At 71.5% G+C, this 19072-nt stretch carries 13 protein-coding genes; 10 read left to right on the forward strand and 3 right to left on the reverse strand.

Annotated elements, in window-relative coordinates:
• Window positions 1-50 precede the first annotated feature (50 nt).
• A complete protein-coding gene (locus tag D1369_RS32500) occupies window positions 51-764 on the forward strand; it encodes a TetR/AcrR family transcriptional regulator (RefSeq protein WP_007380958.1) in 714 nt (237 codons plus the stop codon).
• On the opposite strand, the gene D1369_RS32505 is transcribed toward D1369_RS32500, so the two are convergent.
• From D1369_RS32505 to hmgA, 3 genes are read right to left on the reverse strand one after another with little or no spacing between them, the layout of a single operon-like run.
• Window positions 761-1915 (reverse strand): type ISP restriction/modification enzyme, encoded by a 1155-nt coding sequence (locus tag D1369_RS32505; protein WP_037899431.1) that lies wholly within the window; start codon window positions 1913-1915, stop codon window positions 761-763. The two genes, D1369_RS32500 and D1369_RS32505, sit on opposite strands and share 4 nt — an antisense overlap.
• 26 nt (window positions 1916-1941) lie before the next feature.
• On the reverse strand, window positions 1942-2691 hold the full coding sequence (locus tag D1369_RS32510) for a GntR family transcriptional regulator (protein ID WP_007380956.1): 750 nt from the start codon (window positions 2689-2691) through the stop codon (window positions 1942-1944).
• 27 nt (window positions 2692-2718) lie between these two features.
• Window positions 2719-4080: a homogentisate 1,2-dioxygenase gene (gene hmgA / locus D1369_RS32515; RefSeq protein WP_007380955.1), complete on the reverse strand. Its 1362-nt coding sequence runs from the start codon at window positions 4078-4080 to the stop codon at window positions 2719-2721.
• A gap of 173 nt (window positions 4081-4253) precedes the next feature.
• On the opposite strand from hmgA, the gene D1369_RS32520 reads away from it, so the two are divergent.
• The 9 genes from D1369_RS32520 to D1369_RS32560 all read left to right on the forward strand — a co-directional run bounded on the left by D1369_RS32520 (window position 4254) and on the right by D1369_RS32560 (window position 18878).
• Window positions 4254-5186 (forward strand): hypothetical protein, encoded by a 933-nt coding sequence (locus D1369_RS32520; RefSeq protein WP_037899429.1) that lies wholly within the window; start codon window positions 4254-4256, stop codon window positions 5184-5186.
• Window positions 5187-5250: 64 nt separating this feature from the next.
• On the forward strand, window positions 5251-5871 hold the full coding sequence (locus D1369_RS32525; protein WP_037899426.1) for a TetR/AcrR family transcriptional regulator: 621 nt from the start codon (window positions 5251-5253) through the stop codon (window positions 5869-5871).
• A 67-nt stretch (window positions 5872-5938) separates the two neighbouring features.
• On the forward strand, window positions 5939-6799 hold the full coding sequence (locus D1369_RS32530; protein WP_007380952.1) for an alpha/beta hydrolase: 861 nt from the start codon (window positions 5939-5941) through the stop codon (window positions 6797-6799).
• A gap of 64 nt (window positions 6800-6863) precedes the next feature.
• Window positions 6864-12224 carry a caspase family protein gene (locus tag D1369_RS32535; RefSeq protein WP_240436111.1) on the forward strand — a complete coding sequence of 1787 codons (5361 nt, stop codon included), beginning with the start codon at window positions 6864-6866 and terminating at the stop codon, window positions 12222-12224.
• 100 nt (window positions 12225-12324) lie between these two features.
• Complete coding sequence (locus D1369_RS32540) at window positions 12325-14562, forward strand: molybdopterin oxidoreductase family protein (RefSeq protein WP_007380950.1); 2238 nt, start codon at window positions 12325-12327, stop codon at window positions 14560-14562.
• Window positions 14563-14700: 138 nt separating this feature from the next.
• Entirely contained in the window at window positions 14701-16122 is a 1422-nt protein-coding gene (locus D1369_RS32545) for a citrate:proton symporter (RefSeq protein WP_007380949.1), read from the forward strand.
• Between the two features lie 32 nt (window positions 16123-16154).
• Window positions 16155-17393, forward strand: coding sequence for an MFS transporter (locus D1369_RS32550; protein WP_007380948.1), 1239 nt, complete (start codon window positions 16155-16157; stop codon window positions 17391-17393).
• Between the two features lie 101 nt (window positions 17394-17494).
• The gene (locus tag D1369_RS32555; protein ID WP_007380947.1) at window positions 17495-18151 is read left to right on the forward strand and encodes a hypothetical protein; all 657 of its coding nucleotides are present in this window, start codon (window positions 17495-17497) and stop codon (window positions 18149-18151) included.
• A complete protein-coding gene (locus tag D1369_RS32560) occupies window positions 18138-18878 on the forward strand; it encodes a class F sortase (RefSeq protein WP_007380946.1) in 741 nt (246 codons plus the stop codon). Before D1369_RS32555 ends, D1369_RS32560 begins: the two co-directional genes overlap by 14 nt.
• The last annotated feature ends 194 nt before the right edge of the window (window positions 18879-19072 follow it).

The following is a 19072-nucleotide window of genomic DNA, read 5'->3' on the forward strand; positions in this document are numbered from 1 at the left end:
CGCACTACGTACGCTGTACGTAACTAGGATGGTGGCCGAGGTGATGATCGATGGCGGGCCGAGCGGCCGTACCCGAAGTGATCTGGGCCCGTCCCGAGCGGACGGGGCGTGGGCCGAAGCCCGCGTTCACCAGGGCGGACATCGCGGCGGCGGCGGTGCGGCTGGCCGACGCCGGCGGGCTGGACGCGGTGTCGATGCGCCATGTCGCGGCCGAACTGGGCTGCGGGACGATGTCGCTGTACAACTACGTCCCCCGTAAAGAGGACCTGTACGAGCTGATGGTGGACGCGGTCAGCGGGGAGCACGAACTGTTCGAGCCGACCGGTGACTGGCGGGCCGACATGCTGCGCAACGCGCGCCGGACCAAGGCGCTCATGCACCGGCACCCCTGGATGGTGCGGCTGATGTCAGGGGTGTACGGCTTCAGCCCCAACGCCCTGCGCTACCTGGAGCACTGCCTCGCCTGTCTCGACCCGCTGGACGCCCCCGCCGGCACGAAGATCGAGCTGGTCGCGATGCTCAACGGGTGTGTCACGACGTACGTCTCGAACGAGCTGTCCACGGCCGAGCGGGTGCGGTCGCTGCCGTGGTCGCAGGAGCAGGAGAACGCGGTGCGGATCGCGTACCTGGGGAGCCAGGTGGCCTCGGGGGCCTATCCGCGGCTGGCGGCGTCGTTCATGGAGGACGCGGGGCCGATCGATCTGGACGCGGTGTTCGAGCGGATGCTGGAGCGGGTCCTTGACGGCTTCGCACCCAGAACCTAGAGCAGCGCGAGCTGCCCCTCCGGCCCCTCCTCGTGCCCGTCCAGGACCGACGCGGGCCTTCGGGCCGAGTCCGGGACCGGCAGCACCCCCGCCTCGCGCAGGTCGGCCGCCGTGACCTGTGAGGTCAACTCGTCCTGGAGCGGCTGGAGATCCGCGAGCAGGGCCAGCACGGTGATCAGTTCGAGCAGCTCCGACGTCCACGTCTGCGGCCAGGTCGCCGGGCGGATCGCGGACAGGGTGCCCGGCTCCGGTTCCGTCATGCGGGCCGCGAACCACTGTTCCAGCACCCGCACGCCGCCCGCCTCGAAGTCCCAGGCCTTCGGCGGCACGGGGGAGACGCGGCCCTCGTCAAGCAGCAGGGCCTCCTCGTCGCGGTCGTAGTCCAGGATCAGGGGACGGGACGGCAGAGGCGCGCGGACGTACGGGCGGCGTCCTCCGGGCAGCTTCGGGCGGTCGCCGTCACGGCGCATCAGCCACAGGGTGCGGCGGCCCGACTCGACACCGTGGGACCACAGTTCGGGGTCGTCGGTGAGCGGGACGGTGAGGTCCGGGCGGACCGCCGTCATGATCCAGGCGAGGGCGTCCAGAGGTGTCACCGGGCTGCCGAGGCGGGTGCGCAGGTGCTCCAGGAGGCCCGGGGCCAGGTTCGGTTCGGTGCCGCCCGGGCGGCGGTACAGCGGGCGGACACGGCCCGGGCGGAGCAGGGGGAGCATCGAGGTCGCGAGGAGCTGGGGGCCGCGGCCGTCCGTGGGGGTCTCCACCACGAACACCTGCTCGTCGTCCGCCACCCGCCACAGCTCGGGCCGGGCCGCGTCGATCAGCCGCTGGTCCGGGATCAGCCACTGTTCGTCGAAGGGCGCGGCCAGGACCCGTACCGGCTCCGGGCACGGGCCGGAGGCGCGCGCGAGCTTCTCGGTGCCGCCCGTCCGCCCCGGCAGCTGTCCGACCGCCGAGCGCAGGGTGCGGGAGCGGGTGGGCTCGAACAGGGCCTCCCGGTCGGGCCCCTCGGCCTTCAGCAGGGCGTCCCAGCGGGCTTTGAGGGATGTCGCGTCGGGGCCCGTCGGCCACCCTCGGCCGAGCCGCGGCGGTGCGACGGACCACGGCATGAGGTCCGCCAGCGGCGGAGCGTCGTCGTGCGTCACGCTGGGCATCGTACGACCAGTGACGGACAGTGGGTTCACGTGGCGTCCAGAGTCACCGAGAAGGAGAACCGGTCGCCCCGGTAGTGGATCACCGCCGCGTCGAGTACCCGGCCGCCCGTGTCGTAGGTGACCCCCGTGTAGTGCAGGATCGGGCTGAGCAGCGGGACTTGGAGCAGCCGGGCGGTCTCCGGGTCCGCGAGCCGCGCCTGAACCGTGTCCGTGATGCGGCCGATGTCCACCCCGACGACGTCCCGCAGCACCTTCGTCATCGGCCGGCGCGCCAAGTCCGACGGGTCGATACGGGCGGCCACTTCGGGGCGGACGTAGTTGCGGGCGTGGTTGGTCGGCTCGCCCGTCGTCTCGTCGCTGCGCAGCCGGTGGTACGACGCCACCTCGTCCAGGTCCGGGAAGTACTCGGCGAGTTCGGGCGGCACGGGCGACTTGCCGTGCTCCAGCAGTTCGGTCGTCATGCCGGACTGCTGGGCCACGATGGCGTCCACGGAACCGAGCAGCCGGACCGGGGCACCCCTTCGCGCGTCGGGCTCGATGAAGGTGCCCCGGCGGCGGTGACGGGTGATGAGCCCCTCGTCCTCCAGCTCCTTCAGCGCCTGCCGCATGGTCAGCACGCTCACGCCGTAGTGGCCCGCCAGTTGTTCCTCGGTGGGCAGGCGGAGCGGGTCCTGGAGGGAGCGGCCGAGTATCGAGGCGCGCAGGGACTGCGACACCTGGTACCAGAGCGGCAGCTTGCGGTTCAGGACGATCGAGTCCGGGGCGAAGGAGGTCACGGGCTATCCGTACCTTCCGCGGATCCGTCAGTGCAACGGGCGGAAGTGACGTTCCAGGCCCCGCCACACGTCGTCGTAGTGCGGCTGGAGGTGGTCCGCCCGGGCCGCCTGCGCGGTGAGCGTCACCGGCCAGCGCGTCTCGAACATGAACGCCAGCCCGTCGTCCACCTTCTGTGGCTTGAGCTCGGCCGCGCTCGCCCGGTCGAACGTCTCCCGGTCGGGCCCGTGTGCCGACATCATGTTGTGCAGCGAGCCGCCGCCGGGCACGAAGCCCTCCGCCTTGGCGTCGTAGGCGCCCTCGATCAGGCCCATGTACTCGCTCATCACGTTCCGGTGGAAGTACGGCGGCCGGAAGGTGTCCTCGCCGACCAGCCAGCGCGGCGCGAAGACCACGAAGTCCACTCCGGCCAGGCCCGGGGTGTCCGAGGGCGACGTCAGGACGGTGAAGATCGACGGGTCGGGGTGGTCGTACGAGATGGAGCCGATGACGTTGAAGCGGCGCAGGTCGTAGACGTACGGCACATGGTTGCCGTGCCAGGCGACCACGTCGAGCGGGGAGTGGTCGTAGGTCGCCGTCCAGAGGTTGCCGCAGAACTTGTTGACCACCTCCACCGGCCCCTCGACGTCCTCGTAGGCGGCGACGGGGGCCAGGAAGTCACGGGCGTTGGCGAGACCGTTGGCGCCGATCGGGCCGAGGTCGGGGAGCTGGAAGGGGGCACCGTAGTTCTCGCACACATAGCCTCGGGCCGTCGGGCTCTGCCCGCCATCGGACGCAGTATCCAGGAGCTCCACACGGAAGCGCACCCCACGAGGGATCAGCGCCACATGTCCCGGCTCTACATGCAGCAGCCCGAACTCGGTGCGCAGCAGCAGTCCGCCGCGCTCCGGGACGATCAGCAGCTCGCCGTCGGCGTCGCTGAAGACGCGGTCCATGGAGGCGGTGGCGTGGTAGAGGTGCACGGCCATGCCGGTGCGCTGGGTGACGTCGCCGTTGCCGCCGAGGGTCCACAGGCCGGCGAGGAAGTCGGTGCCCTCGACGGGCTCCGGCAGGGGGTTCCAGCGCAGTCGGTTCGGGTCCGGGACCCACTCGGTGAACGGGGCCGTACGGAGGTGGCCGTTGTGGGTGTGCGTGAACGCCGGGTGCGCGGCGGAGGGGCGGATCCGGTACAGCCAGGAGCGGCGGTTGTGGGCGCGGGGCTCGGTGAACGCCGTACCGCTGAGCTGTTCCGCGTACAGGCCGAGGGGGGCGCGCTGCGGGGCGTTGCGGCCCACGGGGAGGGCGCCCGGGACGGCCTCCGAGGCGTGTTCGTTGCCGAATCCGGAGAGGTGGGCCAGGCCCTCGGCGGTCTTGCGTGCGTCGCCGCGCGCGAGCGCTGCGTCCCCGTTCATGATCGCTCCCTTGCGGTCTGATTCCTATGGAACACCGTAGGATTGCGGTGTCCTCGGCGCAAGAGCATGTTCCGTGGAACCGAAGTCCCCCTCGTGACCTCCTCAGGGAGGAGGACGAGAACCAGACCCCAGGGGGATTCGCGTTGTCGGACCCGTGTTCTACGCTCCCCGGCATGTCGTGGACGCGGGGACTCCTTGCCCTGCTCGCGGTCTGTGTCCTGCTGGTGACCGGATCCGTGAGCTGTGGCGCCGATGGGGCACAGAAGAACAAGGACGGGCAGTCGGTGTCACCGGTGGGCAAGGTCCTCGACGACACCGATCACGAGGGTCGGCACTACCGCGAGGTGGACAAGGACCACGCCCCCGACGTCGGCATAGTGGTGCAGCCGGACACCGCCGACGGCTGGTCCGTGCGGCTGACCGTCGAGAACTTCACCTTCTCGCCCGCCACGACGAAGGCGAAGGCGGTCTCCGGCCGCGGTGTCGCCGTCCTCTTCGTGGACGACCGCCCCGTCACCACCCTGCGCGCCCCGTCCTGCCACCTCACGGCCGCGTACGTCCCCCAGGGCACCCACAAGGTCACCGCCCGCCTCTACGCCGACGACGGCACCGTCTGGGCCGTCGACGGCGCCCCGGTCGAAAGCACGGCGGACGTGACGGCCTCGGAACCCCAGCCGACGGGGAGCGGCGCTGCGGAGTCGGGGGCCAGGGGGAGCGTGGGCGGGGGTTCGGGGGCGCGGTTCGTCATGGGCAGGGGCGCGAGCGGGGGTGCTTCGGGGGCCCGGCTCGCTCAGAGTGCGAGCGGGGGCGGCGACGTCCCGGGATCGCAGCCGGTGGCCGCCGTCGGCGGTGGCGTCGCGCTCGCGGGGGCCGGTACGCGTGCAGGGGGCGGCGTCCCGGCCACGCAGGGCGGCCCCAGTTCGAGAGCGCGGCTCCTGACGAGTGCCGGCGGCAGTGACGCGACCGCACAGGCCGGCACCGGTGGTGGCGGCACAGCCCCGGAATCCCGGCCCGTGGTGAGCACCGGCGAGGGCGTCTCCCTCCTGCGGACCGACAGCTCGGCCTCGCAGGCGCGGCCGGCGGCAAGCGCCGGCGGTAGCCGATGAGTGCCGCAGGCCTCCCGGCCCGTACCAGGTGGCAGGGTTCACCGGACGGCGGCGGAAAGGCATCATGAACCCCGTGCCCCAAGCGACCTCGCTTCGCCGCGCCCCCGTGCAGCGGCGCAGCGCCGAACGGCTGACCAGAATCCTCGACGCCTGCGCCGACCTGCTCGACGAGGTCGGCTACGACGACCTGAGCACCCGCGCCGTCGCCCTGCGCGCCGGTGTGCCCATCGGCTCGGTCTACCGCTTCTTCGGCAACAAGCGGCAGATGGCCGACGCCCTCGCCCAGCGCAACCTGGAGCGTTTCACGGTCGGCGTCACCGAGCGTCTCAAGGAGTCGGGCGAGGAAGGGGGCTGGCGTACGGCGATGGATGTCGTCCTCGACGAGTACCTCGCCATGAAGCGCACCGCCCCCGGCTTCTCCCTCGTGGACTTCGGCAACCAGATCCCCGTCGGCGCCCGTCACGCCGAGCCCAACCACCGCGTGGCCGACCGCCTCGCCGACCTCCTCTCCGGCTACCTCTCCCGCGAACCGGACGACGACCTGCGCCGCACCTTCCTCATCGCCGTGGAGACCGCCGACACCCTGGTCCACCTGGCCTTCCGAATGGCGCCCGAGGGGGACGAGCGGATCATCCAGGAGGCCCGGGAGATGTTGCGGGCGTATCTGGCGCGTGTGTTGGACTGACGGGCGACTTTCGCGGGCCGTCCGTTGCTAAGGTGATCCGACCACGGAGCAGGCATGGGGGGACGCGATGGCTCGGGTGGTCTGCATCCACGGCATCGGCCAACAGTACACGGGGGAGCGGGAGTTGCTCGGCTCCTGGTATCCGGCGCTCACTGACGGACTGACCCGCGCGGACCGCGACCTGGCCATCTCTGAGGAGGACGTGAGCTGTGTCTTCTACGGCGACCTGTTCCGCCCGCCGGGACGCGCCCTGGCTCTTCAGGATCCGCCCCTCGACGCCTTCGACGTCGCAGAGGGCTTCGAGACCGATCTCCTCCTCGCGTTCTGGGCGGAGGCCGCCCGCACGGACGAGGGCGTCGTTCCGCCCGACGCCCGCACCCTGGTCCGCACGCCCCGGCAGGCGCAGCGGGCCCTGAACGTCCTCAGCCGCTCCCGCTTCTTCGCCGGCGTGGCCATGCGCGCCCTCGTCCTCGATCTGAAGCAAGTGCGTACCTACCTCTGTGACCGGGACGTGGCCGCGGCCATACGGCAGCGCGTAGCCGCCGCGGTCACCGAGCGCACCCGAGTGGTCGTCGGGCACTCCCTCGGCAGCGTCGTGGCCTACGAGGCGCTGTGCGCGAACCCGGACTGGCCGGTGCGCGCGCTGCTCACGCTCGGTTCGCCTCTGGGCATCCGCAACCTCGTCTACGACCGACTGCGCGTCGGCCACGACGGGAAGCCGGGCTCCTGGCCAGGGCGTGTCGAGCGGTGGACGAACATCGCCGACGAGGGCGACGTCGTCGCCCTCGTGAAGGACCTGCGGCCGCTATTCGGCCCGCGCGTCGACTGTCATCTCGTCCATAACGGCGCAAGGGCGCACGACGTGACCCGCTACCTCAACACACCGCAGGCCGGCCGGGCGGTCCTCGATGGATTCGGTTCCGACTGAGTCACCGGCGCCCGGGTCCGTCCCGGGTTCCGCCGCCGCACGCCGCTTCCTGATCGCCACTGCCGTGACCGACGTCGTCGCACACCCGGAGGCCGAGCGCGCCGAACTGGCAGACGACGTACACCGGATGAAGGAGCTGTTCCTCGGCGAGCTCGGCTACCGTACCGGCCCCGACCTCGGTCTAAATCCGACGAAGCAACAACTCACCATGGCACTCCGCGAGTTCGCGATGTCGTCCGAGCGTCGTGCCGACGACCACGTGGTTCTCTACATAGCCACACACGGACTGACGAGTGAGTCCAGCGGACGGCACTACCTCCTCCTGCACGACAGCGAGGCGCGCGATCTGCCAGGCACCGCGCTGCCCACCGAGGACCTGGTCGTCCACCTGTGGGAGGACACCGCAGTGGAGCGGCTCCTCGTGCTCATCGACGCCTGCTACGCAGAGGAGGGTACGGACCGGGCGTTGCGCGCGGCCCTGGAAGCCCGCCGGTTCCGGGAGCCGGTAACCGAGCACGGCAGTACCGGGCTCGTCCTGGTCTCCTCCTCCCGCCGCAAGGAGGAGACCTACGCGGGCGCGCTGTCGGCGGCCTTCGACCGGGCCGTGCGCCGTCACGCCACCGCCGGGCATGCACCCGCCCACATCAGCCTCGAACACGTGATGGCAGCCATCCGCTCCGACCCGGAGGTGCCGTCCGCACAGCGCCCCGTCTGGTCCCTGACTCACGCCACCGGCGACATCCCGGCCTTCCTGCCCAACCCTCGACACGTCCCGGACGCGGACGGGCTCCGACTGGAGGAGATCGACCGCATCGTCGCGCTGGGTGCCCGTGAGCGCGAAGCGCGCGAACAGGACATGCGCGGCTTCTTTTTGCCCCGTGCCCGCGGCACCGACATCCCCAGCGAGGACGTCTGGGACTTCACGGGACGGCACACGGCCCTCGGCGACCTCACCACCTGGCTCGACCCGCGAAGGGCCGCGGAGCAGCTATGCGTTGTGACGGGCGATCCCGGCTCTGGGAAGTCGTCGCTGCTGGGGCTGGTCGCCGTCCTCACCGACCCCGAGCGCGGTCCGTCCGTGCCGCGCACCGGGTTGCCTGCCCTGCTGCCGCGCCTCGGTGACGTGGATGTCCGCATCAACGCCAGCCACCTCTCCACCCGTCAGCTGCTGGAGGCCCTGTCCGCGGCAGCTGGCTGTGCCGCTGAGTCGCTGGGCGCACTCACCGCCCAGCTCCAGACCAGAACCGGCCCCCTGGTCATCCTCATCGACTCCCTCGACGAGGCCCTTACCCCGCACGAGACCGTCGACGAGCTCCTCACCCCGCTCACCGACCCCGAACGCCGTCTCCCACTGCGGCTGCTGGTCGGCGCTCGCCCCCACATTGCGGCCCGCCTGCCGACGACCGCCCCACGTATCGACCTCGACTCGGAGCGGTACGGTGACCCCGACGCGGTCCGCGCCTATGCCCGCAAGTTGCTGCGCGCTCCCGGCTCGACCCTGGCCACCGTCCCGGACAGGCTGATCGACGCGATCGGAGAAGCGGTGGCCGAGGCGGCCGGCCGCTCGTTCCTGGTGGCCCGCATCACCGCCCGTACCCTGACCCGTGAGGCACCTCCGGACGACCCGTACGACCAGCGCTGGCGCGACAAACTGCCCCGGCTGCCCGGTGAGGCCATGGAACGCGACCTGGTGCAGCGCCTGGGACACCAGGCGGGCCAGGCGCGCGACCTCCTCCTCCCGCTTGCCTACTCGCAGGGCGCCGGCCTGCCGTGGGCAGGGATCTGGCCGCGGCTGGCGACCGCGCTCACCGGCCGGGAATACTCCGACGACCACATAGTGTGGCTGCGGCAGGCGGCCGGTTCCTATGTGGTGGAGAGCGTGGAGAGCGGGGGCTCGGTCTACCGGGTCTATCACCGGGCGCTCATCGAGTACCTGAGGGAGGGCCGGGACGCCGAGGCAGTCCAACGCGCCATCACCGACGTCCTGCGCGACGTCGAGCACCCCTACGTCCGCCGCTACTTGGCCCTGCACGCCGGTGCGGGCGGCGTCCTGGACCCGCTCGTACAGCGTGCGCGTTTCGTCCTGGACTCGGAGCCCACGCAGCTCCTCGCCGCCTTGCGCCAACTGCGCACCAGGGAGGGGCGAAGGGCTGGGCAGGCGGTGCGCGACGTGGAGGAGATGCTGCGTCACCGGGACGCCGACGAGTACGAGCCGGAGGCAAGGGCACGGCTCAGGCTCGCGGCGGTGTGCCGGAGGGCGGAGGCGTTGGCCCTGTCGTGTGACGCGGGGGAGGCGCTGCCGTGGCGGGCCCGCTGGGCCACGTGGAATCCGCACGAAGGGGCACGGCGGTACGCGGGGATGACCGTCGGGATCGGCGTGGTGGTGCCCGACGAGGAAGGTGCCTGGTACCTGGACAACGCGTACTTGGAGGGGCTGCGCTGGTGGAACCTGAAGGACGGCGAGGCGCGGCGGACCGCGTCCTTCGCCGGCGGCATGTACTTCGGGACATTCGTTGCCCCGCCCCACCTGCCCGGGCACGCGGCGGTTGTCTCCTACGGCCTTAGCTTCGCGTTCCGGAACCAGGTACTGGCGTGGCGTCGCGCGCGGATCCTGCACCTGTGGAACCCCTGGAGCCCCGGCACGACCTGGCTCCTGCCGCCCCACGAGATCCTCGACGACGAACCTGGCTTCCGCGAGCCGGCTCCGCCCGCCCAGCTGGTGCTTGTCACGAGCCGTTCGAACGCGAGGCGAGCCGTTCTGCGCTTCGACGACGGCCATGTGATCGTGTACACCCTCTCCGACCACCCCGTCTACGGCGCGCTCACGCGGCGTATGCGCCGGACGCTGTCCGAACGTGACATAGAGGACTGGAGTGACCGGAGCGATCAGCTGGCCGCAACTGTCATGGCGGCCCTCGGTCCCAAGGTGACGGAGGACCGGCGGCGGATCACCGCGTGCGCGGCCCCGCTCGGCCTGGCCGACGGCACGTTGCTGTTCGGCTACGAAGACGGTGAGGTCGTCCCGTGCGCAACGGACCAGAGCGAGGCGGTGCTCGACATTGCCCGTAGAGTCACCACAGGTCACGCCGGCCCCCTCACCCACATCGACCTGGTGACCGGTCACTCTCAGGGACGCCTGCTGGTCACCGCCGGTGCGGACGGCGCGGTACGCGTCTCCTCCCTGGTCTCAGGTGAACCCGTCCGCTGCCTGTACTCCGGGAACTCGCGCGTTGTCTCGCTCGCGGTGCGCAAGGTGGGACGGCAGTGGGTCGTGGTGGTCGCCACGGCGGACGGGCAAGTGCACCGCATCGACCTCGACAGCGCTCGGCCGCTCGGGCTGCCGCTGCGCGGGGACCGCGGCCATGTCGAGGTGTCGATATTCACTCTGGGGACTGTGTCCTGCCTGTCGGTGAACGGCGGCATCCGGGGTATGCAGCTGTACGACCTCGTCACCGGCGAGCGGATCGGCGGGCAGGTGCTGAGTCATGAGGCGTCTGCCCTGTGCATGGTGGGCGACACGGTGTGTGTCGGCGGCTCGGACGGGGTCCTCAGGCTCTGGCCCACTCCGCACGCGGCCGACTCCGGTCAGCTCACCGCCCACGAGGCTCGGGTCCTCGCCCTCGGCATGGTCCGGGGCCCCGACGGGGCTCCGGCGCTGGTGAGCGTCGGCCAGGACCACGAGATCCGCTGCTGGACCGTGGACCGCCCGCGTGAGCTGTGGCGCCGCAGGATCCTGGATCCGGGCATCTGGCGGGTTCCGTTGGTGGGCTGCGCGACGACAGGGCGCACCGCCGACGGTCGGGACGTCGTGGCGAGTGCCGAGTACGGCGGCCGGGTGCGGGTCCTGCTGCTGCGGGACGGACTCCCGGTCGCCGAGCACGAGTTCACCGTGCCCGACGTGGTCACGCGGCTGGTCACCGGTCGGGTGCGCGGCCGTGATGTGGTCGTCGCCGGTACCGGCTCGGGTCGGCTCGCCTGCTGGGACATGGACGCCGGGCGGATGTACGCGCTCGGCCCGGTGCCGGAGACCGAAGTGTGGATCACGGCCCTCGCACTGGCCCCGGACGGCTCCGGCCGGGTCGCTGTCGGAGGGCTCGACGGGACGGTACGTGAGTGGTCGCTGCCGACCTGCCGACCGCACGGGCCCGCCCGCGCCGCGCACCGGCGTCAGGTCTGCGCCCTGGTCTACGCGAGCGGCCGACTGATCGGCTCCGGAGGCGATCACCGCCTGGTGTCGTACGGCGAGGGCTGGGAGCAGCCTACGCCCGTGCCCTTCGTGTCGTTCTGGGCCACTGCCGACGGTGGCGTGCTGGCGGGGGACGAGCGCGGCCAGGTATGGCGGGTGGCCCTGCGAGAGACAGGCCTTGAGGTGGCCGAGGCCGTTGACGCGGTCAGACCCGTGTCCGCGGTGACCGCGTTCACCGCGGACGGGAGGACCCTGATCGCCTCGGGCAGCGCGGACGGCTCGCTCCAGGTGCGGGACGGGGCACGAGGTGAACTGGTGCGCCGGTTGCGGCCAGTGTGTGACAGCGGTGTGCGAGAGCTGGCCGGTGTCGCCTGGAAATCGCCCGGTAGGCACTCGAGGCCGCTGCTGTTCGCACGCAGTGAGTACGGGGTCCTGGAGTACTGGGACTTCGGCACATCCGGCCGGGGCCGGGCCGCGGGGCAGCCGCTGGTCACCCCGGTGCCGCACCAAGACGAGCGAGCCGTGCTGTCGGTGCAGCCCGACGGGCGCGGCGCGCAGTCCCTGCTGTCGGTCACGCCGTACGACGGCCGTTCCACCATGGGTTGGCACGTCCGCTCCGAGGACACGTACGTCGCCGTCCACGACGTGGCCCTCGGCCCTCTGCCCGGCCGACCCTGCCGCCCCATGAACGAAGAGCTCCCGATCGGGCCCCTCCGGGCAGTGCGTTGCGCCGACACCCTCCTTGTCCTGGTGCCCGTCCTCGACAAGGTGGTGCGCGTGCTGGACGTGCGGACCGGACACTGGGCCCAACTGCCCGAGGATGACCTCGTCGGCGCGTTCGCCCTTGCCGATGCGCTCCTGTTGGTCGGCGGCGAGTGTACGAGGGTCTACGCCTGGGAGGTGCTGCGCGCCTGTTTCACACCGTCCGGCGAACGTCCGCCCCGCCTGAGGCCGGTCGACCGCCGGTGGCCGTGGCTGCGGCGCCCCGCCCTCCCGGTGCCCGCTCCCCGGCACGAGCACGACGTGGTACTCCCGTCCTACAAGGCCCGCCACACCGTCCTCCTTCCCGACCAGGAGACCTACGCCGTCGCGGCCCAGGACGAGCTGGCCGTTGCCAGGGTCCATGACGGCACCGTCCTGCGCTCCCTCACACTGCCCTCTCCGTGCACCGCTCTGGCCGCGGGCCCCGCCGGGGAGCTGATCGTAGGCACCCGCAATGGTTCGATCCTCTTCGACTGACCACCCGACGCGTTCTCGACCTCATTCCCTTCCCCTCTCCCTTTGATCCCTACCGGTCGGTATGCTCACCCGGACCGGCACCGCTGCCCCGGGAGGACCCGTGTCCCGCACCGCTCTTCGTATCTGCCCCCTGTGCGAGGCCACCTGTGGTCTGACGCTCACCGTCGAGGGGACCCGGGTCACCGGTGCCCGCGGAGACCGCGACGACGTGTTCAGCAAGGGGTTCATCTGCCCGAAGGGGGCCTCCTTCGGGGCCGTCGACGGGGACCCCGACCGGCTGCGCACGCCTCTCGTGCGACGGGACGGTGAGCTGCGCGAGGCGACCTGGGAGGAGGCCTTCGACGCGGTCGCCGCCGGCATCCGCGCGGTCGTCGACGGGCACGGGGCGAACTCCGTCGGGGTCGTCCTCGGCAACCCCAACGTCCACACCATGGCCGGCGCCCTCTACCCGCCGGTCCTGCTCGCCGGACTCGGTACCCGCAGCGTCTTCACCGCCTCCACGGTCGACCAGATGCCCAAGCACGTCTCCAGCGGTCTGCTCTTCGGCGACGCCAACGCCATCCCCGTGCCCGACCTCGACCGCACCGACCACCTGCTCCTCATCGGCGCCAACCCCCTGGAGTCCAACGGGAGTCTGTGCACCGCACCCGACTTCCCCGGCAAGCTCAAAGCGCTCAAGGCCCGCGGCGGCACCCTCACCGTCATCGACCCCCGCCGCACCCGCACCGCCAGGCTCGCCGACCGGCACATCGCCGTCCGGCCCGGCGCCGATGCGCTGCTGCTCGCGGCGATGGCGTACGTGCTCTTCGAGGAAGGGCTCGTGGACACGGGGGAGTTGACCCCGTACCTCGAAGGGGTCGCCGAACTCCGGGAAGCAGTCCGGGACTTCACCCCCGAGGCCGTCGCCGGCACCTGTGACGTCGAAGCCTCCGAGATCCGCACCCTCGCCCGTGAACTCGCCGCCGCCCCCACCGCCGCCGTATACGGCCGCATCGGCAGCTGCACGGTCCCGCACGGCACCCTGGCCAGCTGGCTCGTCGACGTGCTCAACATCCTCACCGGCAACCTCGACCGGCCCGGCGGCGCGCTCTTCCCGCAGGCGGCCACCGACCGGACACCCCGGCCCGCGGGACCCAGCCACGGGTTCGCCCTCGGGCGCTGGCACTCCCGGGTGAGCCGACACCCGGAGGCCAAGGGGGAGTTGCCGCTCTCCGCGCTCGCCGAGGAGATCGACACCGCGACCGAGGAGGGCGAGCCGATCCGGGCTCTCGTCGTCGTCGCCGCCAACCCCGTGCTGTCCGCCCCCGACGGCAACCGGCTCGACAAGGCCCTCGGCTCGCTCGACTTCATGGTCAGCGTGGACCCCTACCTGAACGAGACCTCGCGCCACGCCCACGTCGTGCTGCCGCCGCCCCCGCCCTCCCAGAGCCCGCACCACGACTTCGCCTTCAACACCCTCGCCGTGCGCAACCAGGTCCGCTACACCCGCCCCGCCGTCCCGCTGGAGCCCGGCCGGATGGCGGAGACGGAGATCCTCGCCCGGCTGATCCTCGCCGCGACCGGCATGCACGGCGCCGACCCGTCCGCCGTGGACGACCTGGTCATCGGCCAGACCCTCGGCAAGGCCGTCAAGGACGCCCACTCGCCCGTGCACGGCCGCGAGCCGAGTGAGCTCACCGCCGCCCTCGCCGGTGACACCGGCCCCGAGCGGCGGCTCGACATGATGCTGCGCCTCGGCCCCTACGGCGACGGTTTCGGCGTACGCCCGGACGGGCTGAGCCTCACCAAGCTGCTCGCACACCCGCACGGGATCGATCTCGGGCCGCTGAAGTCCCGGCTGCCGCAGCCGCTGAAGACCCGGAGCGGCAAGGTCGAGCTGCTGCCGCGGCCGATCGCGGACGACCTGCCCCGGCTGCGCGAGTCCCTGCGCCACAAGCCGGACGGGCTCGTCCTCGTCGGCCGCAGGCATCTGCGCTCCAACAACAGCTGGATGCACAACGTCCCCGCCCTCACCGGCGGCACCAACCGCTGCACCCTGCACATCCACCCCGAGGACGCCGAACGGCTCGGCCTGAAGGACGGCGGCGCGGTGCGGATCAAGGGGGCCGGGGGAGAGGTGGTCACCGAGGCCGAGGTCACCGACGGCGTGCGCCCCGGCGTGGTCAGCCTGCCGCACGGCTGGGGGCACGACCGGCCCGGGACCCGGCTCGGCCATGCCGCCAAGGACCCCGGCGTCAACGTCAACCAGCTCCTCGACGGCAGCCTGCTCGACCCGCTCTCGGGCAACGCGGTCCTCAACGGCGTACCCGTAAAACTGGCCGCGGTAGCGACGCTGTGAGCAGCGCAAAGCTGTGACCAGCAGTTTTGCGCTTATTGCTCGCATGTCAACGTCTTGTTAACGCTGCTTGACGGGACCTAACGTCATCGCACTGCCGACTCCGGTGGGAGTTCAAGGGCGAACGTTAGGTATCCACTCATGTTGACCATCCTCGGCTTCGCCATGATCGCGACCTTCCTGGTCCTGATCATGATGAAGAAGATGTCGCCGATCGCGGCGCTCGTACTGATCCCGGCCCTGTTCTGCGTCTTCGTCGGGAAGGGCGCCAAGCTCGGTGACTACGTCATCGACGGCGTCACCAGCCTCGCCCCCACCGCGGCGATGCTCATGTTCGCGATCGTCTACTTCGGTGTGATGATCGACGTCGGCCTCTTCGACCCGGTCGTGCGCGGGATCCTGAAGTTCGCGAAGGCCGACCCGATGCGGATCGTCGTCGGTACGGCGATCCTCGCCGCGATCGTCTCGCTGGACGGCGACGGCTCGACCACCTTCATGATCACCGTCTCGGCGATGTACCCGCTGTACAAGCGCCTGAAGATGAGCCTGGTCGTGATGACCGGTGTCGCGGCCATGGCCAACGGCGTGATGAACACCCTGCCCTGGGGCGGCCCGACGGCCCGCGCGGCCACCGCGCTGAAGCTCGACGCCAGCGACATCTTCGTCCCGATGATCCCGGCCCTGGCCGTCGGCCTGCTGGGCGTCTTCGTCCTCTCGTACGTCCTCGGCATGCGCGAGCGCAAGCGGCTCGGCGTGCTCACGCTGAACGAGATCCTGGTGGACGAGAAGGTCGAGGAGACCGAAACCGTCCTGGTCGGTGCGGGTTCCGGTGCCTCCGGCACGGGCAAGGCCACGGCAGCCACCGGCGGGTCCGGCTCGGGCACCGACGCCGAGGACGACGAGGCCGGCGACGCGGAGCGCTTCCAGGTCCTCGACCCGAACCGCCCCACCCTGCGCCCCAAGCTGTACTGGTTCAACGCGCTGCTCACGGCCACCCTGCTCACCTCCATGATCATGGAGTGGCTGCCGATCCCGGTGCTGTTCCTGATCGGCGCCGCGCTCGCGCTCACCGTGAACTTCCCGCACATCCCCGACCAGAAGGCCCGCCTGGCCGCCCACGCCGACAACGTCCTCAACGTCTCCGGCATGGTCTTCGCCGCCGCCGTCTTCACCGGCGTCCTCCAGGGCACCGGCATGGTCGACCACATGGCCCGCTGGATGGTGGACGTCATCCCCGAGGGCATGGGCCCGCACATGGCCCTCGTCACCGGCGTGCTGAGCCTCCCGCTCACCTACTTCATGTCCAACGACGGCTTCTACTTCGGTGTCCTCCCGGTCCTCGCCGAGGCCGGCGCGGCGCACGGCGTGACCCCGCTGGAGATGGCCCGCGCCTCCCTCGTCGGACAGCCGCTGCACATGTCGAGCCCGCTCGTCCCGGCCGTCTACGTCCTGGTCGGCATGGCCAAGGTGGAGTTCGGCGACCACACCAAGTTCGTGGTCAAGTGGGCCGCGCTCACCTGCCTGTTGATCCTCGGGGCGGGAATCCTCTTCGGAATCATCTGATCGGCTTCTTCGCGTCCACGGAGGACACGCACATGGCGCCCGGTGGGAACCGCGGCTGGCTGCTCCGCCTCGTCATCGCCTTCAGCTTCGCGCAGGGGGCGGTGTCGATGGCCCGGCCCGCCGTCTCCTACCGGGCCCTCGCGCTGGGCGCGGACGAGCGCGCGATCGGTGTCATCGCCGGTGTGTACGCGCTGCTGCCGCTGTTCGCGGCGGTCCCGCTGGGCCGCCGTACGGATCACGGGCGTTGTGCGCCGCTGCTGCCCGTCGGTGTGGTCCTGATCTCCGGTGGCTGCGCGCTCAGCGGCCTCGCCGGCTCCCTGTGGACCATGGCGGTCTGGAGCGGGGTGATGGGGCTCGGACACCTCTGCTTCGTCATCGGCGCGCAGTCCCTTGTCGCCCGCCAGTCCGCCCCGCACGAACAGGACCGCAACTTCGGCCACTTCACCATCGGCGCCTCCCTCGGCCAGCTGGTCGGCCCGGTCGCGGCGGGCGCGCTGATCGGCGGCTCCGACAGGGCGGGCACGAGTGCGATCGCACTACTCGTCTCGGGGGCCGGGGCGGCGGTCGCGTGCACGTCGCTGTGGCGCATCGAACACCGGGGCACGGCGGCCAAGTCCCGTGCCGGGCAGGGAGACCGGGTCCCTGTCGGGCGCATCCTCAGGTCCCGGGGCGTTCCCGGGGGCATCTTCGTGAGCCTGTCCGTGCTGTCCGCGACGGACATCCTCACCGCCTACCTTCCGGTGGTCGGCGAACACCGGGGCATCGCCCCCTCGGTGATCGGACTGCTGCTGAGCCTGCGCGCGGCGGCCACGATCGCCTGCCGCCTGGTGCTGACTCCGCTGCTACGGCTGCTGGGGCGGGCGTTGCTCCTGACCGTGACGTGTCTGCTGGCGGCCGTGCTGTGCGCGGGCATCGCGCTGTCGGTCCCGGTGTGGGCGCTGGCCGTCATGCTCGCGCTGCTCGGCTTCTGCCTCGGTGTGGGACAGCCGCTGTCCATGACCACGGTCGTCCAGGCCGCCCCCGACGGCGCCCGCTCCACCGCCCTCGCCCTGCGGCTGACCGGCAACCGCCTCGGCCAGGTCGCTGCACCGGCCACCGCGGGCCTGGTCGCGGGAGTGGCGGGGGTGGCCGCGCCGTTCGTGATGCTCGGGGCGCTGTTGCTGCTGTCGGCCGGGGTGGCGCTGCGGTCGCCGGGGCGGTCCGAAGGGGCCGGACCGGCCGCGGAAAAGCGGCCGAAGCGCCCGGGATTGCGCCGCACGAGCGACATCTGACGGCGCGCCGGGCGTCGATGCGGCTCACCGTCGCGCGCATGAAGGAGAGTGCTGCCGAAAGAGCGATTTGTATGGAAATCGTCTGAATCGGAGGAGCGCGCATGCCCACCCTGAAACTCCCACGTACCTTCCGCGTCCGCACGGGCGCCTCGGTCGTCCTCACCGCCCTCGCGGCGGCCGGCGCCTCGTGGGTGGCGGCGCCGACCGCATCGGCCGCAGGCGAGAACGGCGACATCAGGATCCACCACGTGGGCGTGCCATTCGGCGTCTCCAAGGACGATCCCCGGGTCTGCAAGTTCTACCTGGATGCCGTCAACTTCGACGTCCTCACCACCATCGCGTACACCATCACGCCCCAGCCTCCGCTGCCCACCGCCGCCACCGTCGCGGGCACCATCCAGCTCGCCGGGGGCGCGGGCCACACCGACCCGCTGGGCGTGGCGGACGGACAGTACAAGATCACCTGGATCGTGGCGGGCGCCCCCAAGGAGAAGGTCTTCCGCGTCAACTGCCATGACGGCAAGCGCGACGCGGAGCGCCGGCCGGGCGACCAGATCGAGGACCAGCGCGACGGCGGGGGGTGGAGCAAGAGCGACCCCGAGGGTCCGAAGGGCGGGGTGCACGCGGGTGGCGGCGGTCTCGTCGACACCGCGGCCGCCTTCGCGCCGGTGACCGCCGCGGGAGCCGTCGGTCTGGTGGCGGTCGGCGGTGTCGCGTACTTCCGGCTGAACCGCCGTCGGCCCAATGGCGCCGCGTAGGCGCCGACGCAGGCCCTGGTACCGGACCCGCGCCTACCGCCTCACCAGGACGGCCCTGCTCACGGTCGTCCTGGTGACGGTGGGGGTCCGGTGTACGGGTGACGACAAGTCGACAGCGCCGGACGGACCCGACGGTCCGGACACCGTGGCCGCCGCGGGCCCGGACGCGGAGGCGGCGGGCGAGCAGGCCCCCGCAGCCCGCCCCACACCCACCCGCACACCTCCGCCCCGCCCGCTGCCCCGGTCGCGGCCGACGACCTTCCGGATCCCGTCCCTGGGCATCGACGCCCCGGTCATGGGCCTCGGACTCACCAAGGGCCGGGAGCTGTCCACACCGCCGGTCGACAAGCCGAAGCTCGTGGGCTGGTACCGGGGCGGACCCACGCCCGGCGAGTCCGGCACGGCGATCGCCGTCGGACATCGCGACACCATGACCGGCCCCGCTGTCTTCGCCGCGCTCGCCCAGGTGAAGCCGGGCAAGGTGATCGAGGCGGGGCGCGCGGACGGCCGTACCGCCGTCTACACCGTGGACCGGGTGAAGGTCTTCGACAAGGCGGGCTTCCCCGACAAGGAGGTCTACGGCCCGGTCCGGCGCCCGGAACTGCGTGTGATCACCTGCGGTGGACTCTTCACCCGACGGACGGGCTACACCAGCAACGTCGTCGTCTTCGCCCACCTCACCCGGACCCGCGAGCCCCGGCCGCCGAAGAGCGCGACGGTGAGCTGAAGGCGTACCGACGAGGGTGACGGCGTGCTGAATCCGGGCGTCCGTCATCTCGCAGGCTGGACGGGACCGCTCGATCCCGCCCAGTCTCTTCCCCCGGCCGCATGCATTCCGTTAACTTCCGTGACTCACAGCCCCGTACGACCCGCACGGGGCCTCTCCACCGCGGAGCACCAGCGCCTGAACCAGCCCTCGGG

Origin of the sequence: Streptomyces sp. CC0208 (assembly GCF_003443735.1) — a bacterium.
GTDB lineage: Bacteria > Actinomycetota > Actinomycetes > Streptomycetales > Streptomycetaceae > Streptomyces > Streptomyces sviceus.

What these genes read in the sequence shown, in the direction of transcription:
- D1369_RS32500 (WP_007380958.1), top strand. Translation starts at nt 51, where the DNA reads ATGGCGGGCCGAGCGGCCGTACCCGAAGTGATCTGGGCCCGTCCCGAG.
- D1369_RS32505 (WP_037899431.1), bottom strand. Translation starts at nt 1,915, where the DNA reads ATGCCCAGCGTGACGCACGACGACGCTCCGCCGCTGGCGGACCTCATG.
- hmgA (WP_007380955.1), bottom strand. Translation starts at nt 4,080, where the DNA reads ATGAACGGGGACGCAGCGCTCGCGCGCGGCGACGCACGCAAGACCGCC.
- D1369_RS32520 (WP_037899429.1), top strand. Translation starts at nt 4,254, where the DNA reads ATGTCGTGGACGCGGGGACTCCTTGCCCTGCTCGCGGTCTGTGTCCTG.
- D1369_RS32525 (WP_037899426.1), top strand. Translation starts at nt 5,251, where the DNA reads ATGAACCCCGTGCCCCAAGCGACCTCGCTTCGCCGCGCCCCCGTGCAG.
- D1369_RS32530 (WP_007380952.1), top strand. Translation starts at nt 5,939, where the DNA reads ATGGCTCGGGTGGTCTGCATCCACGGCATCGGCCAACAGTACACGGGG.
- D1369_RS32545 (WP_007380949.1), top strand. Translation starts at nt 14,701, where the DNA reads ATGTTGACCATCCTCGGCTTCGCCATGATCGCGACCTTCCTGGTCCTG.
- D1369_RS32550 (WP_007380948.1), top strand. Translation starts at nt 16,155, where the DNA reads ATGGCGCCCGGTGGGAACCGCGGCTGGCTGCTCCGCCTCGTCATCGCC.
- D1369_RS32555 (WP_007380947.1), top strand. Translation starts at nt 17,495, where the DNA reads ATGCCCACCCTGAAACTCCCACGTACCTTCCGCGTCCGCACGGGCGCC.
- D1369_RS32560 (WP_007380946.1), top strand. Translation starts at nt 18,138, where the DNA reads ATGGCGCCGCGTAGGCGCCGACGCAGGCCCTGGTACCGGACCCGCGCC.